Raw genomic sequence first — 13,263 nt, 5'->3', positions numbered from 1 at the left:
ATGACAGGCAGGGCATTCCTGCGGCTCCTTCCGATCGTGATCTGCCGAATCATCGGCGGACCCGAGAGGAGCTACTGATGAAGATCGACTCAGAGGGCAACCAGGCCTCGGTGCGCAGCAGATGGGGAGTGCCGCTGGGGGTCGCCGCCGGCGTCGCGGCACTGAGCGTCGGGGCCGTGACCTTCCTCGGCGGGGCAGGGGAAGCCCAGCCGGCTCTCGCCTCGCCCGCCGGAAACCCGACGCCCGCCGCCGCGTCACCGAGCGCGGGCGCCACGCCCGGCTCCACGTCGGGCGGAACCGGCGAGGCTCCGTCGTCGGGTCAGGCGTCTTCCGCACGGGACGGCTTCACCGTCACCAGCGGGAAGACCACCCCGATCGACGCGGGAACCGTCAGCAGGATCCTGTCCTCCTGCCTGGGTGCGGACGCATCGCGCTACCACGCGGTGATCGGGGTCCGTACCCCCCTCGCCTCGAAGGACTGGGACGGCGTGGTCGTCGCCGTCGACTCCGCCGGCCAGTACGTGCAGTGCGAGTCGAAGGGCGACAAGGGCAACAGCCCCGACTCCCCGCCCACGTTCATCAACAACCGCCTGTGGGGCACCGGTCGTACGATCTCGTACTTCGACTCCATCGGCGCGTTCGTCGGCAAGAAGAAGCTCGTCATGGTGGGCGCCGGGCACTACACGTCCGGCGTCGCCAGGATCACCATCAGCTACGGCGACGACCCGAAGCAGTACCCGGCGGTCATGGCAGGCGGCGCGTTCGCCTACGCGGCGGCTCTCTCCACCGACTCGTCCGACCTCGACCCGCGGGACGCGGCGGGCCCGAACCCCTACGTCCATGCCTTCGACGCGTCCGGCAAGGAGATCTACAACCAGGCGAAGGACCCGCAGTTCGCCGGCTAGCAGCGAGCCCGGGGCCGGGGCCGTCACGAACTCGCCCCGGGCGGCGGCGAGGGGAGGGATCCCGGCCCTGCGGCGGGCCGGGATCCCTCCCCTCGGTCAGCGGTCGTTCAGCGGTCGTTCAGCGCTCCGTCACCGCCGTCGTCAGACCGTCGCCACACGTCCCGCGTACCGCTGGGTCCAGCCGGTGCCGGTGTTGGCGGTGAGCACCACGTCGTAGTAGCCGTGCTCGGTGGGCCAGTGCACGAGGGTGGAGGAGCCGCCGGGGACGACGAACTTCCGGGTGCCGCCGAGGTAGTCGTTGGCCTTCAGGGTGTAACGGACGGGGTGCCTGCCGTCGTTGTGCAGCCGCAGCCGGACCTCGGCGCGACGGCCCCGGACCAGCTCCGCCCCGACGCGCGGAATACCGATGTGCTTCCGGCTCTCGCCTTCGGGGACCACCTTTCCGGCGAACGAGCGCAGGAAGCCGTCGGGACCGTAGACGGAGAACGCGTACCTGCCGCCGGTCTCGTTCGTGTCCCAGGTGTACGAGCGCGGGGCCGCCGCGCTCACCGTGTACGGCGTGTTGTCGAAGGCGAGGTACTGGTCGGGGAAGACCTGGAGGCTCACCGCCTTGCCCTCCGGGCCTCCGGCCAGCGTCATGTACGCGGTCACCGTGCCGGTGGAGCGGTCCTCGGTGAACGTGGTGTGCGGGTGGAAGGAGAGGCCGCGCGGCTTCATCCTGTCCTCGGGCAGCTTCGGCGGGGTCCCGGTGACGGGGTCGGCGATGACGACCGGACCCGGCCGGGGGTGCGCGAAGTCGATCGCGCTGGTCAGGTCACCGGCGATGGAGCGGCGCCATTCGGTGATGTTGGGGCAGGTGAACGGCTTGCCCAGATGGGCGGCCCAGGTCTCCAGGAACTTCACCGTCGAGGTGTGGTCGAACACCTCCGACGCGACATGTCCGCCCCGGGTCCACGGCGAGACCAGCAGCATCGGCACCCGGGGGCCGAAGCCGTACGGAGTGGTGCCTGAGAACTCGCCGGGAGTTCCCGCCTCCGGGCGCGGGGGCAGGACGTGGTCGAACTTTCCGTCGTTCTCGTCGTACGTGATGATCACGAGGGTGTGGTTCCAGATGTCCTCGTTGCTCTGGAGCGTCTTGAGGACCTTGTTCATGTACCGCTCGCCGTGCACCGTGTCGAAGCCCGGGTGCTCGCTCCACGCGGCGGGCATGACCACCCAGGAGACCTCGGGGAGCGGGTGCTCCGCGCCGGGCTCGCAGGCCGCGATGAGGTCGCGGAGCACCGCGTCGAGGTTCGCCTCGGAGTCGTCGTCGGGCGTGGTGGCACCCTCGTAGACGAAGGAGTTGGCCTTCCATATCTTGCCGGTGCCCGGTGCGAGGTCGGCCTCGTCCGCCGTGCGGGGGTCGAAGGAGGAGAAGCTGTTGGTGACGTTGCAGCCGTACTCGCCGATGTAGCCGCCCTGGAGGCTGCCCCGGACACCGTTGCCGCTGTTGTCGGAGTAGACCCGCCAGTCGATACCGGCCTGCTGGAGCTGCTCGGGGACGGTGGTCCAGCTTCGGCTGTAGTCGTTCTGCCGGGCGTTGGTGACCTCGCCGCCCGCCGAACCGGTCATCAGGTAGTAGCGGTTGGGGATGGTCGGCCCGTGCAGCGAGCAGAAGTTCATGTCGCAGACGGTGTACTGGGAGGCGAGCGAGTACATCCACGGCATGTAGTCGGGCGTGTAGTACCACATGCAGTGGTCGCCCTTGTCCTTCACCCAGGTGTTCCAACGCCCGTCGTTGGCACCGTAGAAGTTGTGGTTGTCGCTCCAGGTGGCGGTGGACACGGCGGGCTCCACGATGGTGCCGGAGGCGTCGCGCTGCTGGAAGACGCCGGTGCCGTCCTGGAATCTGAGGGCCTGCTTGTCGTGGTGCCCGCGCACTCCGGGCAGCTGGCCGAGATAGTGGTCGAAGGACCGGTTCTCCTGCATGAGGATCACCACGTGCTTCAGATCGGAGATGTCTCCGTTGAAGCCCTTGGGCAAGTGGTATTCGGCCGCACCGGCCTGCGCCCCGCCGACCGCTTCGGCGACCGGGCCGGCGGCGATCGCGCCGAGTCCGACGGCGGCGGTCTGGAGCATCCGGCGCCGGCTGATGCGGAATTCGCCGGCGGGGCTCATGGGGTGCGTGGAGCTCGCGGGGTTCACGGGGTTCACGAGGTTCACGGGGCTGTCGATGTCGGGACATGCGGTTTCGGTGATGCTGACAGTCATCAGGGGGACCTCTGGGGGAGAGTGATTCAGGGAGCAAACGTCGCCGCTTGCCTGCGAAAACTAGGCGGCCAGGGCGAACGGCGGGCGAACCAAGGGCGTATTCCTGAGGCACCGGAAGATTTCCATGGGGCTCGACGCCGAGTCGAGACGCGGCGCGGTGATAGCCGAAACTCGCGCCCGGTTGGCCGGTCGGCCGGTCTTGTCATCGCCCTGTCCGGAGATCACGGGTCTCGTCAACGCCCTGTCCGGAGGTCGCCGGTGTTGTCATCGCTCTGTCCGGAGATCACGGTGAACCGCTACCGTCCCCGGCCATGACCGACATAGTCCGCGCCACCGCATCCGACGTCCCGGTACTCGCCGCCGTCCTCGCCAGCGCCTACGCCGAGGACCCCGTGTGGTCCTGGCTGATGCCCCACGACCGGGACCGCAGGCTGCGGCTCCTGTTCACCGCGCACCTGGCCCAGCAGGTGCCGGCCGGCCGGGTGTGGACCGACCAGGACCGGACGGTGGCCGCGGTGTGGGCGGAGCCCGGACAGTGGAAGCTCCCGGCGACCTACCTGCTGCGCAACGCGGGCACACTGCTGCGCGCCGCTCGGGCCCAACTCCCCAGGACCGGAATGCGGTTGCTCGCCCTGGAGCACCGCCATCCGGCCGCCCCCGCACACTGGTACGTCGAGTACATCGGCACCCACGCCGACGCGCGCGGCACGGGGCGCGGGTCGGCGGTGCTGGGCGGGCTGCTGGAGCGGGCCGACGCGGACGGGCGGCCGGTCTTCCTGGAGTCCAGCAACCGGCGCAATCTGACGTTCTACGAGCGGCACGGGTTCACCGTGCACGAGGAGATGGCGTTCCGCTCCGGGCCGCCGATGTGGGCGATGTGGCGCCGGGAGACCGAACGCTGAGAAAGGCCTTTGCGCGGCAGGCCGCCTCCCGCCCATGCTGACCGGGTCGTTCCGGGCCTCAACCAGGTCCAGGGACAAGGTGGCCAGCGAGAGGTGCCCCGATATGGGTGTGTACGACCGGCTGTTCGTTCCCGCGCCGTCCCCCTGCCCGCAGTGCGGTTCGCGGGAGGACATGGTGATCCAGTTCCACTTCGGCGACGTGTACCTGAACAAGTACCGGATCGGGGACTCGATCGCCTGGTCGCCCACGGCCAAGGGATCCCCTCGGACCGGCCGCTTCGAGATACCCGGCTACCCGGAATGGTGCAAGGAGTGCGGGCAGGACGACAACGGCTTCTGCATCGTGCAGTTCGACGGTGACATGATCACCGGCTTCCGCAGGGCGACCGAGGAGGACATGGAGAGGTTCGAGTGGTGAACGGTGGCAGACCCGGCGCCGCCCATCACCGGCCGGGCGGCGGGGCCTGACACCGTTCCTCGCCTGCCGCAGGGCGCGCCCGGCGGCGACGCCTCAGCCCGGGAGCTCCCAGACCAGCACCTCGGCCGCCCCGCCCGCGACCAGCTCCAGGCCGTGCTCCCCGGCGATCCGCGCCGCGTCGCCCGCCGCCAGCTCCTCGTCACCGATCCCGACGGTCCCGGCCACCACGTGGACGTACACCTTCGGCGAGTCCGGCAACGCCGTGCGCTCCCCCTCGGCCAGCCGCCGCACATGGAGCATCGCGCCGGCTTCCGGCAGGGCGTACGGGGTGGAGTCGGCGATGCCGGGGACGGCCGTGTACGAGGGTTCGCCGCCCGGCTCCAGGGGCGCGAGCCACATCTGAAGGAACGTCAGCGGGCCTTCCCCGTCGTTGCGTTCGACGTGCCGGACACCGGAGGCGGCGCTGAGGTGCTGGACGTCCCCGGGCCGTACGACCGTGGCGTGACCGGCCGAGTCCCGGTGGGTCAGCTCGCCCTCCACGACCCAGGTGACGATCTCGGTATGGCTGTGCGGGTGCTCCTCGAAACCGGCGCCGGGGGCGAGGCGCTCCTCGTTGCAGGCCAGGACCGGCCCGAAGCGGAGGTTGTCGGGGTCGTAGAAGGTGCCGAAGGAGAACGAGTGCCGGGACTCGATGCCGGCCGCGCCGTCCCCGCCCCTGAATCGGTCGCCGGAGCGACGTACGGAAATCACCCGTTCACGGTAGCCCGCCCCGGGCACCCGGGGACCGGCCACCCGGGAACCCCGGAACCCGGGGCGGGCCACCCGGCGGTTCGGCCCGCCACCCGCCCCGCCCCTTCGGGCACCCGTCCGGATAGGGCAGTCTTGTCACCGTGCCCCGACCCGATCCTGATCAGCCCGATGCGAACGCCGCCCATCTCCATGCCGCGACCCTGAAACGACTGGAGCAGTCCTCCGGCCGCCTGGCCGCGAACGCGATCGCCCGCATGGACGAGTCGCTGCCCTGGTACCGGGCGATGCCCCCGGAGAACCGGTCCTGGATCGGCCTGGTGGCCCAGGCCGGTATCGCCGCGTTCACCGAGTGGTTCCGGCATCCGGAGACCCCGCAGGCCATCTCGACCGATGTGTTCGGTACGGCTCCGCGCGAGCTGACCCGGGCGATCACACTGCGGCAGACCGTCGAGATGGTGCGGACGACCATCGAGGTCATGGAAGCCGCGATCGACGAAGTCGCCGCACCCGGAGACGAGTCGGTCCTGCGTGAGGCGCTGCTCGTCTACGCGCGGGAGATCGCCTTCGCGACCGCCCAGGTGTACGCGCAGGCCGCAGAGGCCCGGGGCGCCTGGGACGCCCGCCTCGAATCGCTCGTGGTCAACGCGGTGCTGTCCGGGGAGGCCGACGAGGGCGCCGTGTCCCGGGCCGCCGCACTCGGCTGGAACTCCCCCGAACACGTGTGCGTACTGCTCGGTACGGCTCCGGACGGCGACAGCGAACTGACCGTGGAGGCGATCCGCCGGGCCGCCCGGCACGCCAAGCTCCAGGTCCTGACCGGGGTGCTGGGCAACCGCCTGGTCGTCATCGCGGGCGGCAGCGACAACCCGCTCCAGGTCGCGAAGGCACTGATCGGCCCGTACGCGGCAGGTCCGGTCGTCGCCGGTCCCGTGGTGCCGGACCTGCTGGCGGCCACCCGGTCCGCGCAGGCGGCGGCGGCCGGCCTCAAGGCGTGCGGTGCCTGGCAGGACGCTCCTCGGCCCGTGCTCGCGGACGATCTGCTGCCGGAGCGCGCGATGGCGGGAGACCCGGCCGCGCGGGATCAGTTGGTGGAGGAGATCTACAGACCGCTCGAAGAAGCAGGTTCTGCCCTCCTGGAGACGCTGAGTGTGTATCTGGAACAGGCGAGCAGCCTCGAAGGCGCGGCCAGAATGCTGTTCGTCCACCCCAACACCGTGCGCTACCGGCTTCGACGTGTGACAGACGTCACCGGCTGGTCGCCCTCCGACGTCCGCTCCGCGTTCACCCTGCGGATCGCCCTGATCCTGGGGCGCCTGGCCGACAGAGATCTCCAGTCCTAGACTTTTGTCGGACATCAACAATTCCCCCCACGGTTCTTCGTCCCTGTCCCCACGGGCGTTCCGGACCGTTCACAAGAGAGAGTGTGAGGGTGCTCGTACTCGTCGCTCCCGGCCAAGGCGCTCAGACGCCCGGCTTCCTGACTCCCTGGCTCGACCTCCCCGGTGCCTCCGACCGCATCGCGGCCTGGTCCGACGCCATCGAGCTCGACCTTGCCCACTTCGGCACCAAGGCCGACGCGGAGGAGATCCGTGACACCGCGGTGGCTCAGCCGCTGCTGGTCGCCGCCGGTCTGCTCTCAGCCGCCGCGCTCAACGCGTCGCCGGGTGTCGTCGCAGGTCACAGCGTGGGTGAAATCACCGCAGCCGCTCTCGCCGGGGTCATCGGCGACGAGGCGGCGCTGCGTTTCGTACGCACCCGGGGACTCGGTATGGCCGAGGCCGCCTCGGCCACCGAGACCGGCATGGCCGCGCTGCTCGGCGGCGACCCGGAGGTCACCGTCCCGCACCTGGAGAAGCTCGGTCTGACACCGGCGAACGTCAACGGGGCCGGTCAGATCGTCGCCGCCGGCACCGCCGAGCAGATCGCCGCGCTCACCGAGGACAAGCCCGAGGGCGTGCGCCGGGTGGTCCCGCTCAAGGTCGCCGGCGCGTTCCACACGCACCACATGGCTCCCGCCGTCGAGCGTCTGCGTGAGGCCGCCACGGCGCTGAAGGTATCCGACCCGGCCGTGACATATGTCTCGAACGCCGACGGGCAGACCGTCGCCACCGGCACGGAGGTCATCTCCCGGCTGGTCGGCCAGGTCGCCAACCCGGTCCGCTGGGACCTGTGCATGGAGACGTTCAAGGCGCTGGGCGTCACCGCGCTCATCGAGGCCTGCCCCGGCGGCACGCTGACCGGTCTGGCCAAGCGCGCGCTGCCCGGAGTGCAGACCCTGGCCCTCAAGACCCCCGACGACCTCGACGCGGCCCGCGCGCTCATCGCTGAGCACGCGGGTGCCTAAGGAGCCCGAGAGCATGTCGAAGATCAAGCCCAGCCAGGGCGCCCCGTACGCACGGATCATGGGTGTCGGCGGCTACCGCCCGACCCGCGTCGTGCCCAACGAGGTCATCCTCGAAACGATCGACTCGTCCGACGAGTGGATCCGCTCCCGGTCCGGCATCGCCAGCCGCCACTGGGCCTCCGAGCAGGAGACCGTGTCCGCGATGTCCGTCGAGGCATCCGGCAAGGCCATCGCCGACGCCGGGATCACGCCGGAGCAGATCGGCGCGGTCATCGTCTCCACCGTCTCGCACTTCAAGCAGACCCCGGCCATCGCGACCGAGATCGCCCACAAGGTCGGCGCGGGCAAGCCCGCCGCCTTCGACATCTCGGCCGGCTGCGCGGGCTTCGGCTACGGCCTCACGCTCGCCAAGGGCATGATCGTCGAGGGCTCGGCCCAGTACGTACTGGTGATCGGCGTGGAGCGGCTGAGCGACCTCACCGACCTGAGCGACCGCGCGACGGCGTTCCTGTTCGGCGACGGAGCCGGTGCCGTGGTCGTCGGCCCGTCCAAGGAGCCGGCCATCGGCCCGACGGTCTGGGGCTCCGAGGGCGACAAGTCCGACACGATCAAGCAGACGGTGGCGTGGGACGAGCTGCACGTCGGCGACGTCTCGAAGCTGCCTCTCAACGACCGCGGCGAGATCAAGTTCCCCGCCATCACCCAGGAGGGCCAGGCGGTCTTCCGCTGGGCCGTCTTCGAGATGGCGAAGGTCGCCCAGCAGGCGCTGGACGCGGCCGGAATCGCCCCGGAAGACCTGGATGTCTTCATCCCGCACCAGGCCAACATGCGGATCATCGACTCGATGGTGAAGACCCTGAAACTGCCGGAGCACGTCACGGTCGCCCGTGACATCGAGACCACCGGCAACACTTCCGCCGCCTCGATTCCGCTCGCAATGGAGCGGCTCCTGGCGACCGGTCAGGCGAAGAGCGGCGACACCGCGCTCGTCATCGGCTTCGGGGCGGGTCTCGTCTACGCCGCGACGGTCGTTACCCTCCCCTAGGCACACCGGGTCTTTTCGCCCGGACGTCCGAACCCAGCAGATACACACCGAAGGAGCGCCAACATGGCCGCCACGCAGAAGGAGATCGTCGACGGTCTCGCCGAGATCGTCAACGAGATCGCCGGAATCCCGGCCGAGGACGTCGAGCTGGACAAGTCCTTCACGGACGACCTGGACGTCGACTCGCTGTCCATGGTCGAGGTCGTTGTCGCCGCCGAGGAGCGCTTCGACGTCAAGATCCCCGACGAGGACGTCAAGAACCTCAAGACGGTCGGCGACGCCGCCGAGTACATCCTCAAGCACCAGGCCTGATCCAGCCGGCTCGTGTGTCGCCACCCGGCGGTGGCGCCGCTGATTCACGACCCTCTACACGTGGAGAAGATTTTCCAGTGAACTCGACCAATCGCACCGTGGTCGTCACCGGTATCGGCGCAACCACTCCGCTGGGTGGCGATTCCGCATCGACCTGGGAAGGTCTGATGGCCGGCCGTTCCGGCGTCAAGCCCCTTGAGGGCGAACGTTTCGCCGAACTGCCCGTCCGGATCGCGGCCCTCGCGGCCGTCGACCCGGGCGACGTCCTGCCCCGCCCGCTCGCCCGCAAGCTGGACCGCTCGGCGCAGTTCGCGCTGATCGCGGCCCGTGAGGCGTGGGCGGACGCGGGCTTCACCGGTCCTGCCGGTGAGGACGAGAAGATCCAGCCCGAGCGGCTGGGTTCGGTCATCGCCTCCGGCATCGGCGGCGTGATCACCCTGCTCGACCAGTACGACGTGCTGAAGGAGAAGGGCGTACGCCGCGTCTCCCCGCACACCGTGCCCATGCTCATGCCCAACGGCCCGGCCGCCAACGTGGGTATCGAGGTGAACGCCCGCGCGGGCGTTCACACCCCGGTCTCCGCCTGCGCGTCGGGTGCCGAGGCGATCGGGTACGCCGTCGAGATGATCCGCACCGGCCGTGCCGACGTGGTCCTCGCCGGTGGCACCGAGGCGGCGATCCACCCGCTGCCGATCGCCGCGTTCGCCAACATGATGGCGATGTCCAAGAACAACGACGAGCCCGAGAAGGCCTCGCGTCCGTACGACACCGGCCGGGACGGTTTCGTCCTCGGCGAGGGCGCCGGCGTCGTCGTCCTGGAGTCCGCGGAGCACGCCGCCGCGCGCGGCGCCCGGATCTACTGCGAGGTGCTGGGCCAGGGGCTGTCCGCCGACGCCCACCACATCGCCCAGCCCGAGCCGACCGGGCGCGGCATCGCCGCCGCGATGCAGAACCTGCTGGACCAGACGGACCTCAAGCCGTCCGAGGTCGTGCACCTCAACGCGCACGCGACGTCCACGCCGCAGGGCGACGTCGCGGAGCTGAAGGCACTGCGCCAGATCCTGGGCGACGACCTGGACCATGTAGCGATCTCCGCGACGAAGTCGATGACGGGTCACCTGCTCGGTGGCGCGGGCGGTATCGAGACCGTCGCCACGGTCCTGGCCCTGCACCACCGGATGGCCCCGCCGACCATCAACGTCGAGAAGCTCGACGACGCGGTCGAGGCGGACATCGTGCGGGACGCCCCCCGGGCGCTGCCCGAAGGACCGATCGCGGCGATCAACAACTCGTTCGGATTCGGTGGGCACAACGTGGTGCTGGCGTTCCGCAGCGTGTGATCTTTTCCGCTCAGCGTGAAGCCCGTCTCCCCCGTGGAGGCGGGCTTCACGCGTGTCGCGGGCCCTTCCGGGGGCGGGTCGGTGCCCCGGCCGGGTTCACACCACCTGGTGGAGCCACCGGACCGGCGCGCCCTCACCGGCGTACCGGAAGGACTCCAGCTCGTCGTCCCAGGGCTTGCCCAGGAGTCTGGCGATCTCGGCCTCCAGGTCGCTCTCCCCGCTCCGCGACCGCGCCAGCGCGGCCCGCAGCCGGTCCTCGGGGACCAGGATGTCGCCGTGCATGCCGGTGACCGCGTGGAAGATGCCGAGCTCGGGGGTGGAGCTGTAGCGCTCGCCCTCCGCGGTCGGCGACGGTTCCGCCGTCACCTCGAAGCGCAGCAGATCCCAGCCGCGCAGCGCGGAGGCGAGCTCTGACGCCGTGGCCGGTCCGGCCTGCCAGGAGAACTCGGAACGCCAGGTGCCGGGCGCGGCCGGCTGTCTGATCCAGTCGAGCTGGACCCGCACGCCGAGTACGCCCCCCACCGCCCATTCGACGTGTGGGCAGAGCGCGCGCGGGACTGAGTGGACGTACAGGACTCCACGTGTCGTCACGGGGACCTCCAGTGTCGGACGAGGTTCGCCTTCCCCAGCGGCCTCGCGCCGTACCGCCTCTTGCCGGCCGGTTCCCGAGGCTGTCATCAGTTAACAGTATCGGGAGTTAATGTCCGGATGAGGGAGGGTATGTGACGTGATGTGATGTTCGTGGGCCACCCGAGTGGAGCCGGGTGGCCAAAAGCCACTGGTTCGACGTGGAAAAGCTACCGTGCGGCGGCGCCCGAGGTGTGACGTACCGTCGGTCCCGGGCCCACGATTCGCTCCGCATTCGTCCTGCGGGGCACGCGGCCCCGCCGGCCGGTGCCGCACGGGTGTGCCGGAGGCATGGGACAGGAACTGGAGGGGACGAGAGCAATGCCGGATCGCTCCGTAAGGCACCGTTCGCGCACCGCGCTGGCCGCACTGGCCGCCGTGTCGTGCCTCGGCACGGCCGTCCTGACGGCCTGTGACTCCGGGTCCGACCGGACGACGAAGGGCGCCACGGCCGACGCGGGCAGACAGCCGGCGGCCGCACCGCTCTGGGACCGCAGTCCGAAGTCGGTCGCCGCGGTCGGGGACTCCATCACCCGCGGCTTCGACGCCTGTTCCGTACTGGCCGACTGCCCCGAGGCCTCCTGGTCGACCGGCACCGACACCGGGGTGCGCAGCCTGGCGGTGCGGCTCCTCGGCGCCTCGGGCGTGGCGGACCACAGCTGGAACCACGCCGAGACGGGCGCCCGGATCGCACAGCTGCCCGAACAGATGGCGCTGGCCGCGAAGGAGGACCCCGCTCTGGTGACGGTGATGATCGGCGCCAATGACGCCTGCCGGGACTCGGTGCGGTCCATGACGCCGGTGGCTGATTTCCGTGCCTCGTTCGAGGTGTCGATGCGCCGGCTGCGCAGCACGGCACCGAAGGCCCAGGTGTACGTGTCGAGCGTGCCGGACCTCAAGCGGCTCTGGTCGACCGGTCGGGGCAGTCAGCTGGGCAAGCAGATCTGGAAGCTGGGCATCTGCAAGTCGATGCTGGCCGACGCCGACAATCTGGGCGCATCGGCGGTGGCCCGGCGGGCGGCCGTTCAGGACCGCGTGATCGCGTACAACGAGGTGCTGCGCGAGGTGTGCGCGAAGGACGCGCGCTGCCGCTACGACGGCGGGGCGGTGTTCGACTACCGGTTCACCGGCAAGCAGCTCAGCCAGTGGGACTGGTTCCACCCGGGGCGCGACGGGCAGGCACGGCTGGCCGAGATCGCCTACCGCAATGTCACGGCGGCCCGGCCTCCCGCGTAAAGTTCGCGATCATGGAGACGGGTTCGAACACGGTGATACGCACGGAACACTTCGGCACCCTCGGGGACGGCACCGCCGTGGACCGCTGGACGCTGGAACGCGGCAGCACGCGCGTGCGTGTGCTGACGTACGGCGCCACCGTGCAGTCGGTCGAGGTGCCGGACCGGGACGGCGCGCAGGACGGGGTGGCCCTCGGGCTGTCCGATCTCGCCTCGTACGTCCGGTACACCGGGCCGTATTTCGGCGCGCTGGTCGGGCGGTACGCGAACCGGATCGGCGGGGCGGCGTTCGTCCTCGACGGGACGACCCATCACCTCACGCGCAACGAGGGCCGCAACCATGTGCACGGCGGGACCGTCGGCTTCGACAAGCGGGTGTGGGACGCCCGCGAGATCACCGGCGGGGTGGAGCTGACCCTGGTCGCGGCGGACGGCGAGGAGGGTTTCCCGGGGCGGCTGGAGCTCTCGGTGGCCTACACGCTGGACGAGGACGGGGCGCTGCGGATCGCGTACCGGGCGACGACGGACGCACCGACCGTGCTGAACCTGACGAACCACACGTACTGGAACCTGGCGGGCGCCGGCTCCGGCAGCGCGCTCGGCCAGCGGCTGCGGATCGCGGCCGGGCGGATCACCCCGGCCGACGCGGAGTCGCTGCCGACGGGTGAGTTCCTGCCGGTGGACGGGACCCGGTTCGACTTCCGGGAGCCCCGGCCGGTCTCCAAGGAGTACGACCACAACTTCGTGCTGGACGAGGGCGTGACGGGACCGGTCGCCGAGCTGTACGACGAGGTGTCGGGGCGCGTCCTGACCGTCACGACGACGGAGCCGGGCATGCAGCTGTACACCGCGGACCACTTCGACGGGCGGCCGTTCGGCCCGTGTGCCGGGATCGCGCTGGAGACCCAGCACTTCCCGGACTCGCCGAACCGGCCGGAGTTCCCGAGCACGGTGCTGCGGCCCGGCGAGGAGTACGTGTCGACGACGGTGTACGGATTCTCGGCGCGCTGAGCCGGCGTGGCCGGCCCCGGCATCCCCGGACGGGCCGGAGGTGGGCGATCCGCCCCGGTCCGGTCCGGCCACGTCCGCTCCGGCCTGACCTGGTCTGACCCGGTCTGACCTGGCGTGTTGGAAC

General features: G+C 70.4%; 13 protein-coding genes. 10 read left to right on the top strand and 3 right to left on the bottom strand.

The window, feature by feature from the left end; genetic code table 11:
- Positions 1 to 77 precede the first annotated feature (77 nt).
- Positions 78 to 905: a hypothetical protein gene (locus ACZ4LX_RS17130; protein ID WP_467641976.1), complete on the top strand. Its 828-nt coding sequence runs from the start codon at positions 78 to 80 to the stop codon at positions 903 to 905.
- A 141-nt stretch (positions 906 to 1,046) separates the two neighbouring features.
- On the opposite strand, the gene ACZ4LX_RS17125 is transcribed toward ACZ4LX_RS17130, so the two are convergent.
- Positions 1,047 to 3,155 (bottom strand): alkaline phosphatase family protein, encoded by a 2,109-nt coding sequence (locus ACZ4LX_RS17125; protein ID WP_467641979.1) that lies wholly within the window; start codon positions 3,153 to 3,155, stop codon positions 1,047 to 1,049.
- A 311-nt stretch (positions 3,156 to 3,466) separates the two neighbouring features.
- Between ACZ4LX_RS17125 and ACZ4LX_RS17120 the strand changes: the two genes are divergently transcribed.
- Positions 3,467 to 4,057 carry a GNAT family N-acetyltransferase gene (locus ACZ4LX_RS17120; protein ID WP_467641982.1) on the top strand — a complete coding sequence of 197 codons (591 nt, stop codon included), beginning with the start codon at positions 3,467 to 3,469 and terminating at the stop codon, positions 4,055 to 4,057.
- Between the two features lie 103 nt (positions 4,058 to 4,160).
- Entirely contained in the window at positions 4,161 to 4,475 is a 315-nt protein-coding gene (locus ACZ4LX_RS17115; RefSeq protein ID WP_467641985.1) for a hypothetical protein, read from the top strand.
- A gap of 93 nt (positions 4,476 to 4,568) precedes the next feature.
- Here the strand turns inward: ACZ4LX_RS17115 and ACZ4LX_RS17110 are convergent, their stop codons facing one another.
- Positions 4,569 to 5,225: a pirin family protein gene (locus ACZ4LX_RS17110; RefSeq protein ID WP_467641988.1), complete on the bottom strand. Its 657-nt coding sequence runs from the start codon at positions 5,223 to 5,225 to the stop codon at positions 4,569 to 4,571.
- A gap of 140 nt (positions 5,226 to 5,365) precedes the next feature.
- Between ACZ4LX_RS17110 and ACZ4LX_RS17105 the strand changes: the two genes are divergently transcribed.
- The 5 genes from ACZ4LX_RS17105 to fabF all read left to right on the top strand — a co-directional run bounded on the left by ACZ4LX_RS17105 (position 5,366) and on the right by fabF (position 10,266).
- Positions 5,366 to 6,565, top strand: a complete 1,200-nt coding sequence (locus tag ACZ4LX_RS17105; RefSeq protein ID WP_467641991.1) for a PucR family transcriptional regulator — start codon at positions 5,366 to 5,368, stop codon at positions 6,563 to 6,565.
- Between the two features lie 89 nt (positions 6,566 to 6,654).
- On the top strand, positions 6,655 to 7,569 hold the full coding sequence (locus ACZ4LX_RS17100) for an ACP S-malonyltransferase (protein WP_467642204.1): 915 nt from the start codon (positions 6,655 to 6,657) through the stop codon (positions 7,567 to 7,569).
- 13 nt (positions 7,570 to 7,582) lie between these two features.
- Positions 7,583 to 8,614: a beta-ketoacyl-ACP synthase 3 gene (locus ACZ4LX_RS17095; protein WP_467641994.1), complete on the top strand. Its 1,032-nt coding sequence runs from the start codon at positions 7,583 to 7,585 to the stop codon at positions 8,612 to 8,614.
- Positions 8,615 to 8,677: 63 nt separating this feature from the next.
- Positions 8,678 to 8,926 (top strand): acyl carrier protein, encoded by a 249-nt coding sequence (locus tag ACZ4LX_RS17090; protein WP_467641997.1) that lies wholly within the window; start codon positions 8,678 to 8,680, stop codon positions 8,924 to 8,926.
- A 77-nt stretch (positions 8,927 to 9,003) separates the two neighbouring features.
- Positions 9,004 to 10,266 carry a beta-ketoacyl-ACP synthase II gene (gene fabF / locus ACZ4LX_RS17085; protein WP_467641999.1) on the top strand — a complete coding sequence of 421 codons (1,263 nt, stop codon included), beginning with the start codon at positions 9,004 to 9,006 and terminating at the stop codon, positions 10,264 to 10,266.
- A gap of 96 nt (positions 10,267 to 10,362) precedes the next feature.
- Here the strand turns inward: fabF and ACZ4LX_RS17080 are convergent, their stop codons facing one another.
- Positions 10,363 to 10,857: a DUF3145 domain-containing protein gene (locus tag ACZ4LX_RS17080; protein WP_467642002.1), complete on the bottom strand. Its 495-nt coding sequence runs from the start codon at positions 10,855 to 10,857 to the stop codon at positions 10,363 to 10,365.
- A 357-nt stretch (positions 10,858 to 11,214) separates the two neighbouring features.
- Here ACZ4LX_RS17080 and ACZ4LX_RS17075 point away from each other — a divergent pair, with 357 nt between their 5' ends.
- Both ACZ4LX_RS17075 and ACZ4LX_RS17070 read left to right on the top strand, forming a co-directional pair.
- Positions 11,215 to 12,129, top strand: a complete 915-nt coding sequence (locus ACZ4LX_RS17075) for an SGNH/GDSL hydrolase family protein (protein ID WP_467642003.1) — start codon at positions 11,215 to 11,217, stop codon at positions 12,127 to 12,129.
- An 11-nt stretch (positions 12,130 to 12,140) separates the two neighbouring features.
- Positions 12,141 to 13,139 (top strand): aldose epimerase family protein, encoded by a 999-nt coding sequence (locus ACZ4LX_RS17070; RefSeq protein ID WP_467642005.1) that lies wholly within the window; start codon positions 12,141 to 12,143, stop codon positions 13,137 to 13,139.
- Positions 13,140 to 13,263 lie beyond the last annotated feature (124 nt).

The sequence above is a fragment of the Streptomyces sp. NPDC026062 genome, assembly GCF_055568375.1.
The sequence above is the reverse complement of the archived record's forward strand: the minus strand, read 5'-3'. Positions and strand labels throughout refer to the sequence as shown.

Bases quoted from the DNA above. Each gene is read 5' to 3' on its own strand.
- ACZ4LX_RS17070 (WP_467642005.1), top strand. From the start codon at position 12,141: ATGGAGACGGGTTCGAACACGGTGATACGCACGGAACACTTCGGCACC.
- ACZ4LX_RS17095 (WP_467641994.1), top strand. From the start codon at position 7,583: ATGTCGAAGATCAAGCCCAGCCAGGGCGCCCCGTACGCACGGATCATG.
- ACZ4LX_RS17115 (WP_467641985.1), top strand. From the start codon at position 4,161: ATGGGTGTGTACGACCGGCTGTTCGTTCCCGCGCCGTCCCCCTGCCCG.
- ACZ4LX_RS17130 (WP_467641976.1), top strand. From the start codon at position 78: ATGAAGATCGACTCAGAGGGCAACCAGGCCTCGGTGCGCAGCAGATGG.
- ACZ4LX_RS17125 (WP_467641979.1), bottom strand. From the start codon at position 3,155: ATGACTGTCAGCATCACCGAAACCGCATGTCCCGACATCGACAGCCCC.
- ACZ4LX_RS17090 (WP_467641997.1), top strand. From the start codon at position 8,678: ATGGCCGCCACGCAGAAGGAGATCGTCGACGGTCTCGCCGAGATCGTC.
- ACZ4LX_RS17120 (WP_467641982.1), top strand. From the start codon at position 3,467: ATGACCGACATAGTCCGCGCCACCGCATCCGACGTCCCGGTACTCGCC.
- ACZ4LX_RS17075 (WP_467642003.1), top strand. From the start codon at position 11,215: ATGCCGGATCGCTCCGTAAGGCACCGTTCGCGCACCGCGCTGGCCGCA.